Annotated in this window: 18 protein-coding genes; 8 read left to right on the top strand and 10 right to left on the bottom strand. The window is 70.5% G+C overall.

Features of this window, described 5'->3' with window-relative positions; translation table 11 throughout:
* Positions 1-91 precede the first annotated feature (91 nt).
* Positions 92-523, top strand: coding sequence for a hypothetical protein (locus ACR5MH_RS16370; RefSeq protein ID WP_431348155.1), 432 nt, complete (start codon positions 92-94; stop codon positions 521-523).
* 12 nt (positions 524-535) lie between these two features.
* On the opposite strand, the gene ACR5MH_RS16365 is transcribed toward ACR5MH_RS16370, so the two are convergent.
* Positions 536-679 carry a hypothetical protein gene (locus tag ACR5MH_RS16365; protein WP_431348154.1) on the bottom strand — a complete coding sequence of 48 codons (144 nt, stop codon included), beginning with the start codon at positions 677-679 and terminating at the stop codon, positions 536-538.
* A gap of 88 nt (positions 680-767) precedes the next feature.
* Between ACR5MH_RS16365 and ACR5MH_RS16360 the strand changes: the two genes are divergently transcribed.
* Complete coding sequence (locus ACR5MH_RS16360) at positions 768-1589, top strand: aldo/keto reductase (protein WP_431348153.1); 822 nt, start codon at positions 768-770, stop codon at positions 1587-1589.
* A gap of 111 nt (positions 1590-1700) precedes the next feature.
* Here the strand turns inward: ACR5MH_RS16360 and ACR5MH_RS16355 are convergent, their stop codons facing one another.
* The 8 genes from ACR5MH_RS16355 to ACR5MH_RS16320 form a co-directional block, all read right to left on the bottom strand.
* Complete coding sequence (locus ACR5MH_RS16355; protein WP_431348152.1) at positions 1701-4049, bottom strand: family 16 glycoside hydrolase; 2349 nt, start codon at positions 4047-4049, stop codon at positions 1701-1703.
* Between the two features lie 74 nt (positions 4050-4123).
* Complete coding sequence (locus tag ACR5MH_RS16350; protein ID WP_431348151.1) at positions 4124-5044, bottom strand: carbohydrate ABC transporter permease; 921 nt, start codon at positions 5042-5044, stop codon at positions 4124-4126.
* Complete coding sequence (locus tag ACR5MH_RS16345) at positions 5041-5916, bottom strand: carbohydrate ABC transporter permease (protein ID WP_431348150.1); 876 nt, start codon at positions 5914-5916, stop codon at positions 5041-5043. The genes ACR5MH_RS16350 and ACR5MH_RS16345 overlap by 4 nt, the downstream gene beginning before the upstream one ends.
* A gap of 117 nt (positions 5917-6033) precedes the next feature.
* Entirely contained in the window at positions 6034-7287 is a 1254-nt protein-coding gene (locus tag ACR5MH_RS16340) for an ABC transporter substrate-binding protein (RefSeq protein WP_431348149.1), read from the bottom strand.
* Between the two features lie 131 nt (positions 7288-7418).
* A complete protein-coding gene (locus ACR5MH_RS16335) occupies positions 7419-9287 on the bottom strand; it encodes a glycoside hydrolase family 2 protein (protein WP_433861951.1) in 1869 nt (622 codons plus the stop codon).
* Positions 9288-9364: 77 nt separating this feature from the next.
* Entirely contained in the window at positions 9365-10411 is a 1047-nt protein-coding gene (locus ACR5MH_RS16330; protein WP_433861950.1) for a LacI family DNA-binding transcriptional regulator, read from the bottom strand.
* A 106-nt stretch (positions 10412-10517) separates the two neighbouring features.
* The gene (locus ACR5MH_RS16325; protein WP_431348146.1) at positions 10518-10934 is read right to left on the bottom strand and encodes an EamA family transporter; all 417 of its coding nucleotides are present in this window, start codon (positions 10932-10934) and stop codon (positions 10518-10520) included.
* Positions 10886-11479, bottom strand: a complete 594-nt coding sequence (locus ACR5MH_RS16320; RefSeq protein WP_431348145.1) for an EamA family transporter — start codon at positions 11477-11479, stop codon at positions 10886-10888. Before ACR5MH_RS16320 ends, ACR5MH_RS16325 begins: the two co-directional genes overlap by 49 nt.
* Before the next feature lie 117 nt (positions 11480-11596).
* Here ACR5MH_RS16320 and ACR5MH_RS16315 point away from each other — a divergent pair, with 117 nt between their 5' ends.
* Positions 11597-12148 carry a CGNR zinc finger domain-containing protein gene (locus tag ACR5MH_RS16315; RefSeq protein WP_433861949.1) on the top strand — a complete coding sequence of 184 codons (552 nt, stop codon included), beginning with the start codon at positions 11597-11599 and terminating at the stop codon, positions 12146-12148.
* A 132-nt stretch (positions 12149-12280) separates the two neighbouring features.
* Positions 12281-13330 carry a LacI family DNA-binding transcriptional regulator gene (locus ACR5MH_RS16310; protein WP_431348144.1) on the top strand — a complete coding sequence of 350 codons (1050 nt, stop codon included), beginning with the start codon at positions 12281-12283 and terminating at the stop codon, positions 13328-13330.
* Positions 13331-13499: 169 nt separating this feature from the next.
* Here ACR5MH_RS16310 and ACR5MH_RS16305 read toward each other — a convergent pair whose 3' ends face one another.
* Positions 13500-14387, bottom strand: a complete 888-nt coding sequence (locus tag ACR5MH_RS16305; protein WP_431348143.1) for an aldo/keto reductase — start codon at positions 14385-14387, stop codon at positions 13500-13502.
* An 86-nt stretch (positions 14388-14473) separates the two neighbouring features.
* Between ACR5MH_RS16305 and ACR5MH_RS16300 the strand changes: the two genes are divergently transcribed.
* From ACR5MH_RS16300 to ACR5MH_RS16285, 4 genes are read left to right on the top strand one after another with little or no spacing between them, the layout of a single operon-like run.
* Positions 14474-15424 (top strand): helix-turn-helix transcriptional regulator, encoded by a 951-nt coding sequence (locus ACR5MH_RS16300; RefSeq protein ID WP_431348142.1) that lies wholly within the window; start codon positions 14474-14476, stop codon positions 15422-15424.
* Between the two features lie 7 nt (positions 15425-15431).
* On the top strand, positions 15432-15839 hold the full coding sequence (locus ACR5MH_RS16295) for a (R)-mandelonitrile lyase (protein WP_431348141.1): 408 nt from the start codon (positions 15432-15434) through the stop codon (positions 15837-15839).
* Complete coding sequence (locus ACR5MH_RS16290; RefSeq protein ID WP_431348140.1) at positions 15839-16060, top strand: hypothetical protein; 222 nt, start codon at positions 15839-15841, stop codon at positions 16058-16060. Before ACR5MH_RS16295 ends, ACR5MH_RS16290 begins: the two co-directional genes overlap by 1 nt.
* On the top strand, positions 16057-16842 hold the full coding sequence (locus ACR5MH_RS16285; protein ID WP_433861948.1) for an SDR family oxidoreductase: 786 nt from the start codon (positions 16057-16059) through the stop codon (positions 16840-16842). Before ACR5MH_RS16290 ends, ACR5MH_RS16285 begins: the two co-directional genes overlap by 4 nt.
* The last annotated feature ends 7 nt before the right edge of the window (positions 16843-16849 follow it).

Raw genomic sequence — 16849 nt, 5'->3', positions numbered from 1 at the left:
GCTCCGATGGACGCATCTACGGCTCCGGCCAATCCGTCGCCGGGAGCACTTTCTCCCCTGGGGCGCTGTCGGGACCTCCGGTAACAGCGGAATGCAGTCCGAGCCGACGGCCACGATCAGCGCGGACCAGCGCATCGGCCTCTACGCCGTCGCCGGCGGGACCCTCCGGGGCCTCACGCAACCCGCTGGCGGCAGACCGTTCGGAGGCTGGGTGAACTACGGGTACGGTGCGAAGGCGTTCGGGTCGACACCCGCCCTGGTTCCGCTCTCGAACGGGACCAATGCCATCTACGTCGCCGCGACGGACAAGACCGGATGGGGAACCGTCCTGGCACCCGGGCAACCCACCTCCGCGGGATGGCCGAACATCGGCAGCACCGCACTCGCCGCAACCGCGCTCACCGCGAAACAGACCTTGACCGGTCAACTCGTCGTCTACGCGAACGCCGCGGACGGGACCGTCATCGGCAGCGGGCAATCGGTCGCCGGCGGCACGTTCAGCAACTGGGCCGCAATCGGGTGACGCGAGGGGCTGTCAGCCGCGATCGCTTCCCGGCCTCCACCCCGACTGCGCCAGCCACGCGTTCAGGTCCAGCAGTTCCGGGTCGAGCGCCCGGGTCGTCGCGAAGTCGGCCTGGTACGCGGGCGTCTCGGCGAACCGCCGGAACATCTGCGCCATGTCCCCGAACGACGCGACGGCCGGGAGCCGATGGCAACGACGGAGGGGCTACCATGACCCGCATCCGCCCATCGAAAGGAGCCCACCCATGCCCGTCCTCACCGACACATTCGCCCTGTCCAACGGCGTCGAGATCCCGAAGGTCGGGTTCGGCACGTGGCAGATCCCGGACGGCCCGCTCACCTACGACTCGGTGCGAACGGCGCTCGACGCCGGCTACCGGCACATCGACACAGCGCGCGCGTACGGCAACGAGGCGAGCGTCGGACGGGCGGTGCGCGACAGCGGCGTCCCACGCGAGGAGGTCTTCATCACGACCAAGTGCCCCGCCGAGGTGAAAGATGCCGCAGGCGCGCGCCACGCTTTCGACCGGTCGTCCGAGCTCCTGGATCTCGGACCGATCGACCTGTACCTCATCCACGCGCCGTGGCCGTGGAACCACCAGGGCAGCGATCACCGCGCCGGCAACATCGAGGTGTGGAAGGTGTTCGAGGAGCTGTACGACGAGGGCCGGACGCGCTCGATCGGGGTGAGCAACTTTGTCGTGGCCGACCTGGAGTCGCTGATCGCCGGGACCAGCGTCGTGCCGCACGTCGACCAGATCCGCTGGTTCGTCGGGCACACCCAGCCGGAGACGACGACGTACTGCCAGGAGCGCGGCATCCTCGTCGAGGGATACTCGCCGCTCGCGACCGGGCGGCTGATCGGGGACGAGGACATCGAGCTGATCGCCGAGAAGTACGGCAGGACCGGCGCGCAGGTGAGCCTGCGCTACCTGCTGCAGAAGAACGTCCTCCCGCTGCCGAAGTCCACGACGCAACACCGGATCGCGGAGAACGCCGACCTGGACTTCGAGCTGAGCGTGGAGGACATGGCAGCGCTCGACGCCCTCGGCTCGCGCGACCGCTGACCACCGCCACCACAACCGCCGCTGTCGCCAAGGGGCACGCTAACGCCCCTCAGAGGGCGCCGGAGGGGCGATAACGTGCCCTTCGGCGGTGGGCGGCCGGCGGCGGGGAGGTCAGCGCGGGGTGACCGCGACGTCCTTCCAGGTCGCGCCCGCGTTGTACGTCCGCACGCCGATCGCCCCGCTGCCCAGCGAGCATCCGCTGTCCACCGCACTGGCCGACACGATCGACCCGCCGTCGGCCGGCTGGCCGGTCACCGTGATCGTGCAGCCGACAGCCTCCACGGTCAGGTGGTACCAGGCGCCGGTCGGCAGCGACACCGGCAGCGTGGCCGAGGCGAGCTGCGTCCAGTTGTTCATCTCCCGGCCCAGCACCAGGCCGGTCGGAGTGACGCCCGCGTAGTAGCCGTCGAGCGCGTCGGCCCCGACCGCGGGGTTCGTCACCCGCACGATGAAGCCCGCGTTGGCGTTGGACCCGAGACTGTCGAGTCGGACGTCTCCGGTGAGGGAGTAGTTGCCCCAGGATGTCGACCCGGCGACGCTCTTGTCGCCCGAGCCGCCGGCCGAGTCGGCGTACGTCTCCGTCGACGCGGTGGTCGCCCAGGTGCCCCCATAGGTGGTCCAGCCCGACGCCGTGCCGCTCGCGAACGGCGCCGCATACGGGGAGACCGCGGTGGAGGCCGTGGCTCCGGCGGTGACCGTGACGTTACGGAACGACGCGGTGCTGCCCTGGTCGCGGACGCCGATCGCGCCGGACGTCAGCGTGCAGCCGCCGTCGGTGTACGTGAAGGCGGTCGGCGCGGCCGTGCTCCCCACGGGTACCGCACTGACGGTGAACGTGCACCCCGACGCCTGCGCCACCAGGTGGTACCAGGCTCCGGTCGTCACGCCGCCGGGGAGGCTCGCGCTCGACAGCGACGTCCACCCGGAGCTCTCGCGGCCGAGCACCAGCCCGGTCGTGGTGATGCCGAGGTAGTAGCCCTTGAGCGCGTCGGTCCCGGCGGACGGGTTCGAGACCCTGAGCAGGAGGCCGGCCTGGGTGCCCGAGTCGATCCGCACGTCGCCCTGGACGGTGTAGTCGGTCCACGCGGTGGAGCCGGCCACCGCCTTCGGGCCGGCGGTCCCGCCGCAGGTCTCCGCGTAGACGTCGCCCGAGGTGGACCAGCAGCCGTTGTAGTCGACCCAGCCGGCGTCGCCGCCGCTGAACGTCGATCGGAACGGGAGGACACCCGCGTTGGTCTGGCCGGTGACCTCCTCGCAGCCGTTCGGCCCGATCGCGGAGGGCGCCGTGTAGCGGACGGACTGACCCGACGCCGAGACGAGGAGGTCGGGGCTGTAGTCCACGCTGCAGTTCGAGGCGGAGCCGGTCGTCGCGACGGGCGCCGGGATCCACGACCACGCGCCGGTCGCGTTCGAGGACGAGTTGACGAAGATCACCTGGCCGCCCTCCGAGCCTCCCGATTCGGTCTGGCCGGCGAGGAGGAACTCGCCGCCGCCGGCCGGGCTCCACGCGATGTACGGCGAGTGGAAGAGCTGCCTGCCGTCGGTCGTCGTCGCGGTCGTGCCGAGATCGGTCGGGCCCGACCCCCAGGTGTCGCCCGTGGTCGAGGACTTCACCCGTGCGACGCAGTTGAACGCCGGACCGCACACCTCGTACGCCATGACATACGTGCCGGACGTGCTCACTGCGACGGTCGCCATCCCCGGCCGGTCGGACTGGGTGGTGCTCGCCACGTCGTTCACCTCGCCGGGCGCCACGCGCGTCGAGCCGTCCGCGTTGGCGCTCCAGGCGACACCGCCGTCGGTGGAGACGATGTGGGCGAGCTTCTGGCTGTAGGTGCCGCTCTGTCGCTCGTCGGAGAAGTAGCAGTTCAGCTTGCCGGACGAGTCGAGCGCGAGGAAGGGCTCCCAGATCCCGGTGCCCTCGCCTCCGCCGGCCTGGAACGCCGAGACGTAGGTCCAGGTGGCTCCGTCGTCGGTGCTGCGCCACTCCACGAAGGTGGTGCTGGTGTTCGTGGTCGGCGCGACGTTGCCGACGAGGAGGAGGGTGCCGGCCGGATAGGCGCCGAGCGTCTGCGGGAACTCGTAGAGGAACGGCTGCCACATCTGAGACGAGGGATGGCCGGTGCCGGTCAGCGGGTCGCCCAGGCTCGACTTCGTCGACCAGGTCGCGCCGTCGTCCGTGCTCTGCCTGATGACGAACGAGGTGGCCGCGCCGCTCTTGTCCGCGTGCTCGAACGTCCCCAGCAGGGTGCCGTTCGCCGAGCCGCTGTGGGCCAGCCGGATCACCCTGCTGTACGCCAGGAAGTCGTTGGACGACGTGGACGTGTACATACTCGTGCCCGGACTGTTGGCGTGCGCCGGCGCGGCGACGCCGGCGACGAACGCGACGGCGATCGCGAGGACCGCGGCGGCGAGCGCCGCGACCCTGGCCACGAGCGGACGGTGTACGAGTGACTGCATTGTCGACCTCCTGTTTCCGTTGGGTGGAACATGTGGAGCGGGGTGGAGCGGGTGGAGCTGGATCGGTTACACGCCTACTTCCCGGCCCCGACCGCGATCCCCGCGACGACGTAGCGCTGCAGTGCGAGGAAGACGATGAACAGCGGCAGCACGCCCAGCACGAGCGTCGGCAGCAACTGCTCCGGGCTCATCGTGTGCGTCCCGATGGTCGCGTAGACGGCGAGCGTGACGGTCTGCTTGTCGTCGGACGACAGCAGTACGAGCGGGAGGATGAGGTCGTTCCAGACCTGCAGGATGACGAAGATCGCCAGGGTCGCCGTCGCCGGACGCAGCAGCGGGAAGACGATCCTCCAGTAGGTGCGGATCAGCCCGGCGCCGTCGACGGCTGCGGCCTGCTCCAGCTCCGGCGGCACGGTGCGCAGGAAGCCGGCGAAGAAGAACACTGCGAACGGCATGATCGTCGCGGTGTACGCGAGCACGATGCCGATGTAGCTGTCCAGCAGGTGGAGCTTCTGCATCACCTCGTACAGCGGGGTGAGCACGACGAAGATCGGGATGGTGAGGCCGGAGACGAAGATCTGGTACAGCGTCCGCGTCCAGCGACGCGTGTGCCGCACGATCGCCCAGGCCGCGAGGGAAGCCGCGAACACCGTGACGACGGCGGTCGCGAGGGTGATGATGAGCGTGTTCCCGACGCTGCGCAGGTAGTGCATGTTCTGGAACGCGGTGACGTAGTTCTGGAAGTCGATCGGCGCCGGGAGCGCGAACGGGTTCGACGGCGACGTGTTCCCGTGGTGCAGCGACACCATGACGAGCACCCAGATCGGCGTGAGGACCACGGCCGTGAAGGCGAGCAGGACGACGGAGGCGATGACCGTCGACGCGCGGGTGCGGAAGCGGCGGGAGCGGAAGCGCGGGGCCCGTGGGGCCGGCTCGTCGGACGTGGTCGGGCGGCCGGCTGGCGCCTCGGTCTCCTGGCTGATGAGTGCGGTCATGCGAGGTCGGCCTCCCGTCGGCGCAGCAGCGTCGCCTGCGTGACGCCCACGACGATCGTGAGGATCAGCAGCAGGACGGCGAGCGTCGTGCCGTAGGCGAACTGGTAGTTCGCGAAGCTGTTGTTGTAGATGACGAGGCTCAGCGTCTGCGTCGCGTCCTCGGGGGCGCCCTGCGTCATGATGAACGGCAGGTCGAACACGCGCAGCGAACCGATGACGCTGAGCGTGATGTTGATCGTGAAGGACGGCGCGAGCAGCCGCCAGTCGATGCTCCAGAACCGGCGCCAGCCCGCGGCGCCGTCCAGGTTCGCGGCCTCGATCAGGGCCGGGTCGATCGCCATGTAGTTTGCGAGGTAGATCGTGGCGGTGTAGCCGAGGAACATCCAGATGTAGATGGCCGCGATCGACATCAGCGCGGTGTGCGGGTCGCCCAGCCAGATCGGCTCGAGCCCGTGGAGGCCGAGGGCGTTCATGACGTCGTCGATCGGACCTCCGAGCGGCGAGTACATGTACGACCACAGGTAGCCGACGGCGACGAACGCCATCATCGCGGGCAGCAGCAGGCCGGCGCGGACGAAGTTCCGCACGCGCTCCAGCTTGAACAGCCAGAAGGCGACGAGGAGGGCGAGGCCGTTCTGCACGATCACCACCACGATCGTGTAGACGATGGTGTTGCCGAGCGCGTGCAGCACGGTCGGGTCCGACAGCGCGTGCAGGTAGTTCTTCAGCCCGACGAAGTTGCCGCCGCTCGGCCCGATCGCGTCGGTGAAGCTGAGCTGCACGCCGCGGATCAGCGGATAGATCACGAACACGGCGAAGATGAGGGCTGCCGGCGCGATCAGCACCATCGCGGAACGGCCACGGATTTGCATGGGATCGCCTTTCGGGGCTGGGTGGTGCGGGTGCGGTGGAGCGGTGGTGCGTGGATTCCCGGCCAGGGAGGCGTGCGCGCTCCCCGGCCGGGACGGTGGTGACGACTTCGGCGGCGCCTACTTCGTCTTCGGGATCGTCTGGTCGAGCTGCTTCAGGAGCGTGCTCGTCGACTGCGACGGGTCGTTGAAGAGCGAGGTGCCGACCTTCCAGAACTCCTGCTCGTAGGTGGGGAAGTGGAGGTACTCGATCGGCGACACCTGCGAGTGGCCTGCGTTGAAGGCGTCCACGTAGGCGCTCGCCTTCTCCATGGTCGGGCTCGGTACGTTCTTCAGCGTGGTGAAGGAGTTCTCCGCGGCCAGGTAGCGGCTGTCGTTGGCAGGATCGGCCATGAACGCCACGTACTTCTTCGCCGCGTCGGTGTGCTGGCTCGCCGCGTTGACGCCCCAGCCGGAGCCGACGAAGGTCACGCCGTAGGGGCTGCTGCCCGCGTCGCCGCCCGGGAACGGGTTGAGCGAGAAGTCGAACTTCGCGTTCTGCTGGAAGTTCTGCAGCTCCCACGCGCCCATGATCGTGAAGGCCCACTTACCGGCGGCGAAGTCCGCGTTGCCGGTGTTGAACGGCTCGATGCCGTTCATGAGCTTGCCGTCGACGTCACCCGAGGTCAGCAGCTGCTTGATGTGGTCGAAGACCGGCGCGAAGGACGGGTTCCAGTTGGTCTTGCCCTCGTCGTAGCCTTGGCCCCACTTGTCGTCCACCAGGTTCGCGGCGAGCGCCAGCGAGAGCTGCTCGCTGGTCCAGCCGCCCTGGTCGGCGAGCAGCAGGCCCGGCTGGCCGGCGGCCTTCAGCTTCTGCAGCGCGTCCAGGAAGTCCGGCCAGGTCTGCGGGACCTGGCTGATGCCGGCCTTCTTCAGGATGTCGAGGTTCGCGTACATCCCGATCGGGATGTTCTGCTGGGTGAAGGCGTAGGTCTTGCCGTTGATCGCGCCGAACGGGGCGACGTTCGGGAGGAGCTGCTTCACCCACGACTGGTCGCTCAGGTCGGCGAGGTAGCCCTGCTTCTGCCACTGCTGCACGCGGGTCGCGTTCGTCATGAGGACGTCGGCGGCGGTGCCTGCGGCGAGGCGGGTGTTGTTGTACTGGTCGTACTCGCCGTTGGCGACGTACTTGTAGTCGACCGTGATGTTCGGGTACTTCTTGTGGAAATCGGCGTTGATCTGGGGGATGTCGGCGAGCTCGGTGCCGCCGCCCTCGAATCCGACGACGGTCAGCGTGGTCTTGCCGTCGCTGGAGCCGCCTCCCGACGAGCAGCCGGCGAGCGCCAGGGCCGCCGCCGAGATGGCGGCTGCGGCGAGGATCAGTTTCTTGCGCATGGGTGTCCACTCCTTTGTGAGGTGCCTGGTGTTGTCAGGTGGTGCGTTGCGTAGTGGGTGGTGCAGGGTTGTGGTGCGGGGGTTGGTGCGGGACGGGTGGTGCGGGGCTGTGAAGCCTGGCCCTCCCCGGATCAGGGATCGAGGGGAGGGACGTCGTCGAGCTCGTAGGCCGCCGGCCGCGACTGGATGTCGCGCAGGAGCCGGAGGTCGAACTTCGGCACGCGGCGGAAGTCGAGCACGCCGTTCTTCTCCTGGAAGACGTCCGTGAGCTGGGTGAAGCAGTAGCCGAACATGCCGGCGTCGTCGAGCAGCGTGTCCACGAGCCGGCGGAACCGGTCGATCCACTCCTCGCGGGTGCGGGGCGCCTCGCCGTACCCCCAGGAGTCGTCGCCCGTGCGGTCGCTGTCCGACCACCAGATCCCGCCGAACTCGCTGCAGAAGTAGGGCTGACCGGCGTACGGGACGGACCACTCGGTGCCGTCGAGCGCGGTGTTGACGTAGGGGCGGCCGTCGGCGAGGCCTCCCATCCGCTGCGCGAACACGTCCGGGTCCTGCTCGTACAGGTGCGAGTCGTAGATGTCGGCGCCGGGCACGCGGTGCGAGTAGCCGGACGCGTCGATCACCGGACGGGTGGGGTCGATCGCCTTGGTGACCGCGTAGAGCGCCTTGGTGGCGTCGTCCAGGACGGTCAGCCGGTCGGTCATCGGCTGGAAGGTCTCGTTGAGCGGGCACCAGCCGACGATCGACGGGTGGGACAGGTCGCGCGTGAGCGCCTCCACCCATTCGGTGACGAACGAGAGCGTCGGCTCCTGCGGTCCGCCCGGGCCGACCTTGGCGCCCCAGTCGGCGAACTCGCCCCAGACCAGGTAGCCGAGGCGGTCGGCGTGGAAGAGGTAGCGCTCCTCGAACACCTTCTGGTGGAGGCGGGCGCCGTTGAACCCGGCGGCCATCCCGAGCTCGATGTCGGCCACGAGGGCATCGTCGCTCGGCGCGGTCATGAGGGTGTCGGGCCAGTAGCCCTGGTCGAGGACGAGCCGCTGGAAGACCGGGCGGCCGTTGAGGAGGACGCGGCGGCCGTCGATCGCGACGGACCGCATCCCGGCGTAGCTGTCGAGGACGTCGATCGCGGTCCCGCCGCGGAGCATCGTGAAGCGGACGGTGTAGAGGTGCGGGTCTTCGGGCGACCAGGTGCGGAGGCGGTCCGCGGGGATCGGGAGGGTGAGCACCGGCTTCACCTGCGCCGTCACCTCCACTTCGCGGGTGGCGACGAGGCCGTCGGCGTCGCTGATGTCGACCCGCGCGGTGAGCCCGGCGGCGGGGGAGACGATGTCGAGCTCGACCGCGAACGACGACGAGGGGAGGTCGGGGCGAATGACCGGGCGGCCGAAGTGCGCCGGGGAGACGGGCTCGAGCCAGACCGTCTGCCAGATGCCGGTCGTGCGTGTGTAGAAGGCTTCGTAGTTCTCGGGGCGGCGGGACTGCTTGCCGCGCGCCTGGATGGTGAGGTGGTCGTCCTCGGCGAGGACGGAGAGGGTGAAGGTGTCGCTGGCGGCAGCCGCGACCGCGTCCGTGATGTCGATCGTGAACGGGGTGAAGCCGCCACGGTGACGGCCGACCTCGACGTCGTCCACCCAGACCGTGGTGTCGAAGTCGACCGCGCCGAAGTGGAGGAGGAGGCGGTCGTCGGCCCAGTCGGCCGGGACCGCGACGGTGCGCTGGTAGCGGACCGCGGGGTGGAACGTCGTGCTGGCGATGCCGGAGCGCTCCGACTCGGGCGCGAACGGGACCAGGATGTCGCTGTCGAGGGTCCAGGCGGTCGGGGCTGCGGTGTCCGCGGCCTCCGTCGCGACCTCTGAGGCGCCGAAACCGAAGCTCCACACGCCGTTGAGGTTCAGCCAGCGGTCGCGCACGAACTGCGGGCGCGGGTACTCCGGGCGCGGCACGGCCTGCGCGACGGGAGCGTTGCCGCCCTGTTCGATTTCCCTCGATGCAAATGACACGATCAGGATGCTAGCGCGCGGTTTGCCTCGATGCAAACACATTCTGGAAAATGTTCGGAATCACAGACTGCACGGCGTCACGGGGCGACGGGAGAAGCCGTAGTCGGCGTGCTCGATCCGGACTCCACCGTCGGCGCGCTCTCCCGCACGATCAGCCGGTGCGGCCCCACGAGCACCTCCGGCTCCAACGTCTCGCCCGCGAGCCGCCGCACGATGCGATCGAGCGCCGTCTCCGCCAGCCACTGCTTGTCCGGGCTGACCGTCGTGAGCGACGGGATGGAGAAACGGCCGTCCTCGATGTCGTCCCAGCCGACCACCGCCACCTCGTCCGGCACCGAGACCCCCGCCTCGTGCAGGGTCCGCAGCGCGCCGAGGGCCAGCGCGTCGGAGAAGCAGAAGATCGCGTCGAACCGTTCGCCGCCGTCGAGCAGGCGGCGCATGGCCGCGGCGCCCTCGGGCCGGCGGAAGCCCTGCACGTACTCGACGATCTCGGGCAGTCCGAGGTCGGCGTGCGCCCGGATCGCGGCGCGATAGCCCTCGAGTCGCTGCGAGCTGGCGGCGCGGTGGCTGCGTTCGGCGCCGATCGCGGCGATGCGGCGGCGGCCCTGCGCGAGCAGATGCTCGACAGCCTCCCGAGCAGCCTGGAAGTTGTCGATCATCACCTTGTCGTAACCCGGGAACTCATCTTCACCGAGGAACACCAGCGGCCCTGCGGCGAGCGCTTCCAGATCCTCGGCGCGGAGGGCGAGCGGGCTCAGGGCGAGCGCGTCGAAGAGCGAACCTCCCGCGGTCCGGCGGAGCAGGGCGAGCTCACGCTCCCGGTCGCCGTCGGTCTGGTCGACGACCACCGTCAGACCCCGCTCGGCGCCGCCCTCGACGAAAGCGCGGGTGAGCTCGGCGAAGTAGGCGGTGTCCAGCTCCGGCAGCATCAGCCCGATGAGCCCGGACCGTCCCACCTTGAGGCTGCGGGCGAGCTCGCTCGGCTGGTACTCGAGCTCGTGGATGACGCGGAGGACGCGCTCCCGGGTCGCCGGCGCGACGTGGTCGAAACCGTTGACGACGTTGGAGACGGTTCGGACGGAGACCCCCGCGGCCTCCGCCACCTCACGACGTGTCGCCGCCATGCTCCCCCGCTCCGTCGTCCGGTGTGCTCGTGTGTTTGCCTCGTGGCAACGGGGCGCGATCATCCTAGCGGGGCGGGGGCGGCCAATGCGCTAATGCGCTGGCGCGCTAATGCGCTGGCGCATCCTCCCGGACAGGAGCCTCCACCAGCTCCACCACCCCATCGCCCGTCGCGTCGACCCGCACCAGCGCGATCCCGCCGAGGATCAGCACCCCGCCCACCAGCTGCAGCGTGTTCAGCGACTCCCCCAGCAGCAGCCACGCGTAGAAGGTCGCCGCCACGACCTCGAGCAGCCCGGCGAAGGAGCCCAGCCGCGAGCCCAGCATGTTCGCGGCGGTGATGCCCGACGCATAGGCGAGAGCGGTCGCGAGGACTCCGACCACCGCCAGCGGCACCCACCAGGGCGCCGAACCGCCGAACAGCGACACGTCGCGAGTGCTCACGACGAACGGGAGCAGGCCGGTCGCGCTCACGATCAGCAGCGCCGCACCGCCGGCGAGCAGTCCGCCCGCGGCGAGCGCCACCGGGGGAGGCCGTCGGACGGGCGCGCGGCGATGATGTAGTAGCCGGCGCAGCCGAGCATCGTGGCCACAGCGAGCGCGACGCCGACGAGATCGAGCGACTTGCCGCCGCCGGGCGACACGACGAGGAGCAGTCCGGCGATCGCGACGGCAGAGCCGGCGAGGACCACGGCCTTCGGGGCGCGGCGGGTGCGCGCCCACACGAACAGCACCAGCACGACGGGCGCCAGGTACTCGATCAGGATGGCCGTGCTCACCGGGATGCGCTCGATCGCCGCGAAGTAGAGCACCTGCGTCCCGGCGACGCCGACCAGGGCCATCGCGAGCAGGCGCCAGCGTCCGCGCCAGAGCGAGGCCCAGCGGCCGCGGAGGGCGAGGATCGCGAACGGCGCCAGCACCACCCCGCCGATCAGCACGCGCGCGGTGACGGCGGCGGCCGGCGACCAGCCGCTCTCCAGCAGCGGCTTGATGAACGCGCCCGACAGGCCGAACGACGCGGCGGCGACGATCGCGACGACGAGGCCCTTGGATGTCTGGTTCAGTGCCATCGGAGGCCTCCTGCCCGCGTGCGTCGACGAGGTCCCGGCGGCACGCACGAGAGCCGACGTCAGGACCGTAGTGGGTTATGATCCTGACGCTAGTACTCGGCGACGTAAGGAGTCAACTTGCATTTCGCCCCTGACACAGAAGACGCACTCCAGTTCGCCGTCCTCCTGTGCAACACCGTCGCGACGGCCTCCCGCAGCGGGGAGGACGAGCTCGCCACCCCGGCGCAGCTCGTCGCCCTGATGCACGAGAACCAGTACTCGGGACGCATCGACGGCGACGAGGCCGAGCTCCAGCAAGTGCACGAGACCCGCGACCGCCTCCGCCGGGCCTGGACGATGGAGCGCGACGACGTCGTCGCCGAGGTGAACGCCATGCTCGCCGACGCCCACGCCTCCCCCTACCTGATGCGCCACGACGGCTTCGACTGGCACCTGCACGCGACTTCGCTGGAGGCGCCGCTCGCCGAGCGGATCCGGGTGGAGATCGCGCTCGCGCTGGTGGACGTCATCCGCTCCGACGCGAACGACCGGCTGCGGAGCTGCGCCGCCTTCGACTGCGACGGCCTCGTCCTCGACCTGTCCCGAAACGGGTCGAAGCGGTTCTGCAGCGTGCGGTGCGGCAACCGGATGAACATGGTCGCGTTCCGCGCGCGGCAGGAGGCGGAATAGCCGCCACCGGGGCCCCGGAGTCGCGTGAGATGATGACGGACAGACCGATCCACCTCACCGTTCCTCACCCGACCCACCAGGAACGCACCATCCCGAGGAGCTGCCGCACGCCATGACGACGGGTTACCTGCAATGACGGATGGCCAGCTGCCCACGATGCAGGCCGTCGCCGACACAGCGGGCGTGTCCCTCGCGACCGTGTCCAACGTCCTGAACCAGCCCTCCCGCGTCGCGCCGGCCACCCGGGAGAAGGTGCGCGCGGCGATCGAGTCGCTCGGGTACATCCGCAACGCAGCCGCGCGCGACCTCAAGCGCCGCAGAAGCGACGGCATCGGGCTCATCGTGCCGGACATCCTCAACCGCCTCTTCGTGGACATGTCCCGCGGCGCGCAGATCACCGCGGGCCGTAAGGGCCTCAGCCTGCTGATGGCCAACGCCGTCTACGCGTTCGAGTCGTTCGACCCGCTGGTGGTCACCGACCAGCAGGACCAGTTCCTCGACTACTTCGCGGAGGAGCGCACAGGGGGCATCCTGTACGCGGCGATGAGCGACCCGACGGACGGGATCAACCGCATCCGCAGCCACGTGCGGCCCATCGTGGTGATCAACTACGACCAGCCGGGCGACTGGTGCTCGGTGCTGATGGACAACCGGCAGGCCGGGCGGATCGCCGGCGAGCACCTGGCCGGCATCGGCGTGCGCCGCGTCTTCTACGTGTCACCGCCCGACGCCGCTCAGCCGATCGCCGACCGCCGTCGCGGGATCGAGGAGGCCGCCGCCGCCCTCGACCTGGAGCTGACCGAGGTCACCACTGAAGGGTTCGAGTTCGAGCACGGCCGGTCGGCGATGGCCGCGCTCCTCGCCGACCGGAGCGATGGCGAGCGGTTCGCCTTCGTCGGCATCACCGACGCCCTGGCGCTCGGTGCGCTCAGCGCCCTGCGCGAACACCCGGACGTGCGCATCCCAGAGGACGTCGCGGTCATCGGGCTCGACGGCACCCACGACGGCGCGAACTCCGACTGGGTGAGTCTGACCTCCATCACGTTGCCGGGCTACCGGATGGGCGAGGAGGCGATCCGCCTGGTGCTGGACGAAGCGCAGCCGGGGCACCGGCACGAGCGCCTGGTGCTGCCGGTGGGGATGCGGGTCGGCGCGAGCACGGTCCGCCCGGACGCCGGCTAGGCGCCGACTCGACGCCGGACATGGTGGGGGCGCCGGTCAGGACGATCTCGGTCGCGCCGGCTGCCGGGCCGGCGAACGCCATCATTCGAGCGGCAGGAAGACACCCCAGGATCTCCTTCTGGGCGACCTTCGGAAGGAGAAGTCAGCGGGTGTCGCGAAAGATCTCCTTTCAGGCCTCCGGGATCACCATCGCGAACCGCTCCGGTCGCGGCACGTCCGGGTCGGGCCCGTTGCGGACGCCCGCGTCCAGCGCGTCGATGCGTCCCAGTTCGTCGTCGCTCAGCTCGAAGTCGAACACGTCGAAGTTCTCCGCGATGCGTCCCGGGTCGACCGACTTCGGGATGGCCGAGCGGCCCTGCTGGAGATGCCAGCGGAGCATGATCTGCGCGGGGGTCCCGCCGTGCGAGCGGGCGACGTCGGCGAGAACCGGGTCCGCCATCACGTTCCGGCGTTGCTCGCCCCAGCCCGGGTAGAAGGTGATGCCGCCGATCGGGGACCAGGCCTGCGTGACGATGCCGTGTGCGGCGTCGGCGGCCTGCACCTCCGGCTGGGTGAAGTACGGGTGAAGCTCGACCTGGTTCACCGCGGGGACGACCGTCGCCTCCGCGAGCAGCCGGTCGAGGTGGTGGGGCAGGAAGTTGCTGACGCCGATCGCGCGCACGCGGCCGTCCGCGAGCAGTGTCTCCAAGGCTTGGTACGCGGCGATCGTCTGGTCGAAGCGGTCGGGCGCGGGCTGGTGGAGGATGAGGAGGTCGAGCTGCTCGATGCCGAGCTTGCCCGTGGCCTTCTCCCAGGCGTGCAGGGTCTGCTCGTAGCCGTAGTCGGACACCCACACCTTGGTCTCCACGAAGACGTCGCCCCGGTCGAGTCCGGAGCGCCGGAGGCCCTCGCCGACCTCCCGCTCGTTGCCGTACGCGGCAGCGGTGTCGATGTGCCGGTAGCCGGTCGCGAGGGCGGCTTCCACCGCCCGGGTGGTCTCCTCGGGCGGGCTCTGGAAGACGCCGAGTCCGAGCGCGGGCATCGTGACGCCGTTGTTGAGGGTGAGATCGATGGTCATGGGCACCACGGTAGGCGGGGCCCAGGCGGCCCGGGAGGTCACGGCAGTGCCTCCCTCCGCGGCCCCGCGCGGCGTAGCGTCGGAGTATGAGCAACAGCGACGACGTGCGGGACTTCCTCACCTCCCGCCGTGCCCGAATCACGCCGGAGCAGGCCGGCCTGCCCGCATACGGCGGCAATCGCCGGGTCAGCGGGCTGCGCCGCGAGGAGGTCGCGATGCTCGCCGGCGTGAGCGTCGACTACTACACGCGGCTGGAGCGCGGGAACCTGTCCGGCGCGTCGGACAGCGTGCTGGAGTCGCTGGCCCGGGCGCTGCAGCTCGACGAGGCGGAGACCGCGCACCTCTACGACCTGGCGCGCGCGGCGGATGTCGCCCCGCGCGTCCGCCGCCGGCGCAGCCCGCAGACCGTGCGGCCCAGCCTCCAGCGGGTCATCGACGCCATCACCGGCGCCCCGGCGTGGGTCCGGAACGACCGCGGCGACGTGCTCGCCGCCAACGAGCTCGGCCGGGCGCTCTACCTCGACCTCATGGCCGAGAAGGTGCAGCCGCCGAACGCATCGCGCTTCACCTTCCTCAACCCGAAGTCGCGCGCCTTCTACGCGAACTGGGAGCAGGCCGCCGACGACATGGTCGCCATCCTCCGCTCGGCCGCGGGTCGCAACCCCTACGACAAGGACCTCACCGACCTCGTCGGCGAGCTGTCCACCCGCAGCGAGGAGTTTCGCACCCGCTGGGCGCGGCACGACGTCAAGTACCACCGCACCGGACGCAAGCGCGTGCACCACCCGATCGTCGGCGACCTCGACCTCGCCTTCGAGGCGTTCGAGCTGCCGGGCGAGCCGGGGCTGCGGGTCAACGTGTACACGGCCGACCCCGGCACGCCGTCGGAGGACGCGCTGAAGCTGCTCGCGAGCTGGGCGGCGACGCAACGGGAGCCGACGCAACGGGAGCCGACGCAGCAGGAGCCGACGCAAGTGCAGACGACTCACAAGCAGGCCGAACCCGCCGGCCGCCCCGACATCCCCATCAACGACTAGGAGACCCGTGGAACTGCTTCCGAACTCCCCCACCGCCGCCGGCGCCGCCGACCTCTTCACCGGGACCGTCCACTTCGACGTCATCGCCGCCGGCGACGCGCCCTCGCGGCTTCGGGTCAACCTCGTCCGGTTCGCGCCGGGTTCCCGCACCGCCTGGCACCGGCACGCCAACGGTCAGACCCTCCATGTCACGCAGGGCGTCGCCCTCATGCAGTCCCGCGGCGGCGAGGTCCTGGAGGTCCGCCCGGGCGAGACGGTCCACACTCCGCCCGGCGAGTGGCACTGGCACGGCGCCGACCCCGAGCACTACATGGAGCATCTAGCGATGTGGGAGGCACTCGGCGAGGGGCAGGACGGGCCGGAGACCGAGTGGGCCGAGCACGTGACCGACGCGGAGTACAGGGGGCGACCGTGATGGCCCGCACCAGCGAGTCGCGCGAGAGCCGGCGCTTCGCGCGGGACGTGCGGCGCACCATCGACGCGCTTCCGAGGGACGAGGACGCCGAGCTGCGGGTGGAGGCGGCCCTGCGCGCGGCGCCGGGGTTCGTGGCGGCGGCGCCGCTGTGGCGGCTGTTCCGGAGGCCGGCGCCCGAGCTGGACGTCGAGACGCGCGGCCGCACGAAGGAGAACCGGTGACCGGCCGGCCGCTCACCGTCCTCGTCGTCGGCGCCACCGGCAGCATCGGCCGCCTGGTCGTGGCCGAGGCCCTGCGGCGCGGGCACGGAGTCCGGGCGCTCGTCCGAGACGCGTCCCGCGCCGGGCGCATCCTCCCCGCCCCGACTGCCCTGGTCGTGGGCGACCTGACGAAGCCGGCGACCCTCGAGCCGGCAGTGGAGGCGATCGACGCGATCGTGTTCACGCACGGCTCCGGGACCCGGGAGGCCGACGTCCGCGACATCGACTACGCCGGAGTGGCCAACATCCTCACCGCACTGGACGGCCGCCGCGTCAGGATCGCCCTCATGACGGCCGTCGGGACCACGCGTCCCGGAACGCCCTACGCCGCGTGGAAGCGCCGCGCCGAGCGTCTCGTCCGGGCGAGCGGCGACCCGTACACGATCGTCCGTCCCGGCTGGTTCGACTACAACGATGCCGGGCAGCGCGCGATCCTCCTCCGCCAGGGCGACACCGAGCAGTCGGGGACGCCCGCGGACGGGGCCATCGCCCGCGACGAGATCGCGCGGGTCCTCGTCGACAGCCTCACGAACCCGGCGGCGGAACGCCTGACGTTCGAGCTGGTGGCGAACGAAGGCGCCGAGCAGGACGATCTGACGCCGGTGTTCTCGGCGCTCACGCCCGACGCGCCGGACGCGCTCGACGGAGCGGAGGACTCCCCGAACGCACCGCTCGCCGACGAACCGCAGCGCTTCCGCGATGATCGTGAGGCGATCGCGCGGCTCCGCGAACGAGCATCCTGACGGCCGC

This window comes from Streptomyces sp. L7 (genome assembly GCF_050990935.1).
Classification (GTDB): Bacteria; Actinomycetota; Actinomycetes; order Actinomycetales; family Microbacteriaceae; genus Leifsonia.
Note: the sequence above shows the minus strand (reverse complement) of the source record. Positions and strands in the feature narration are given on the sequence as shown.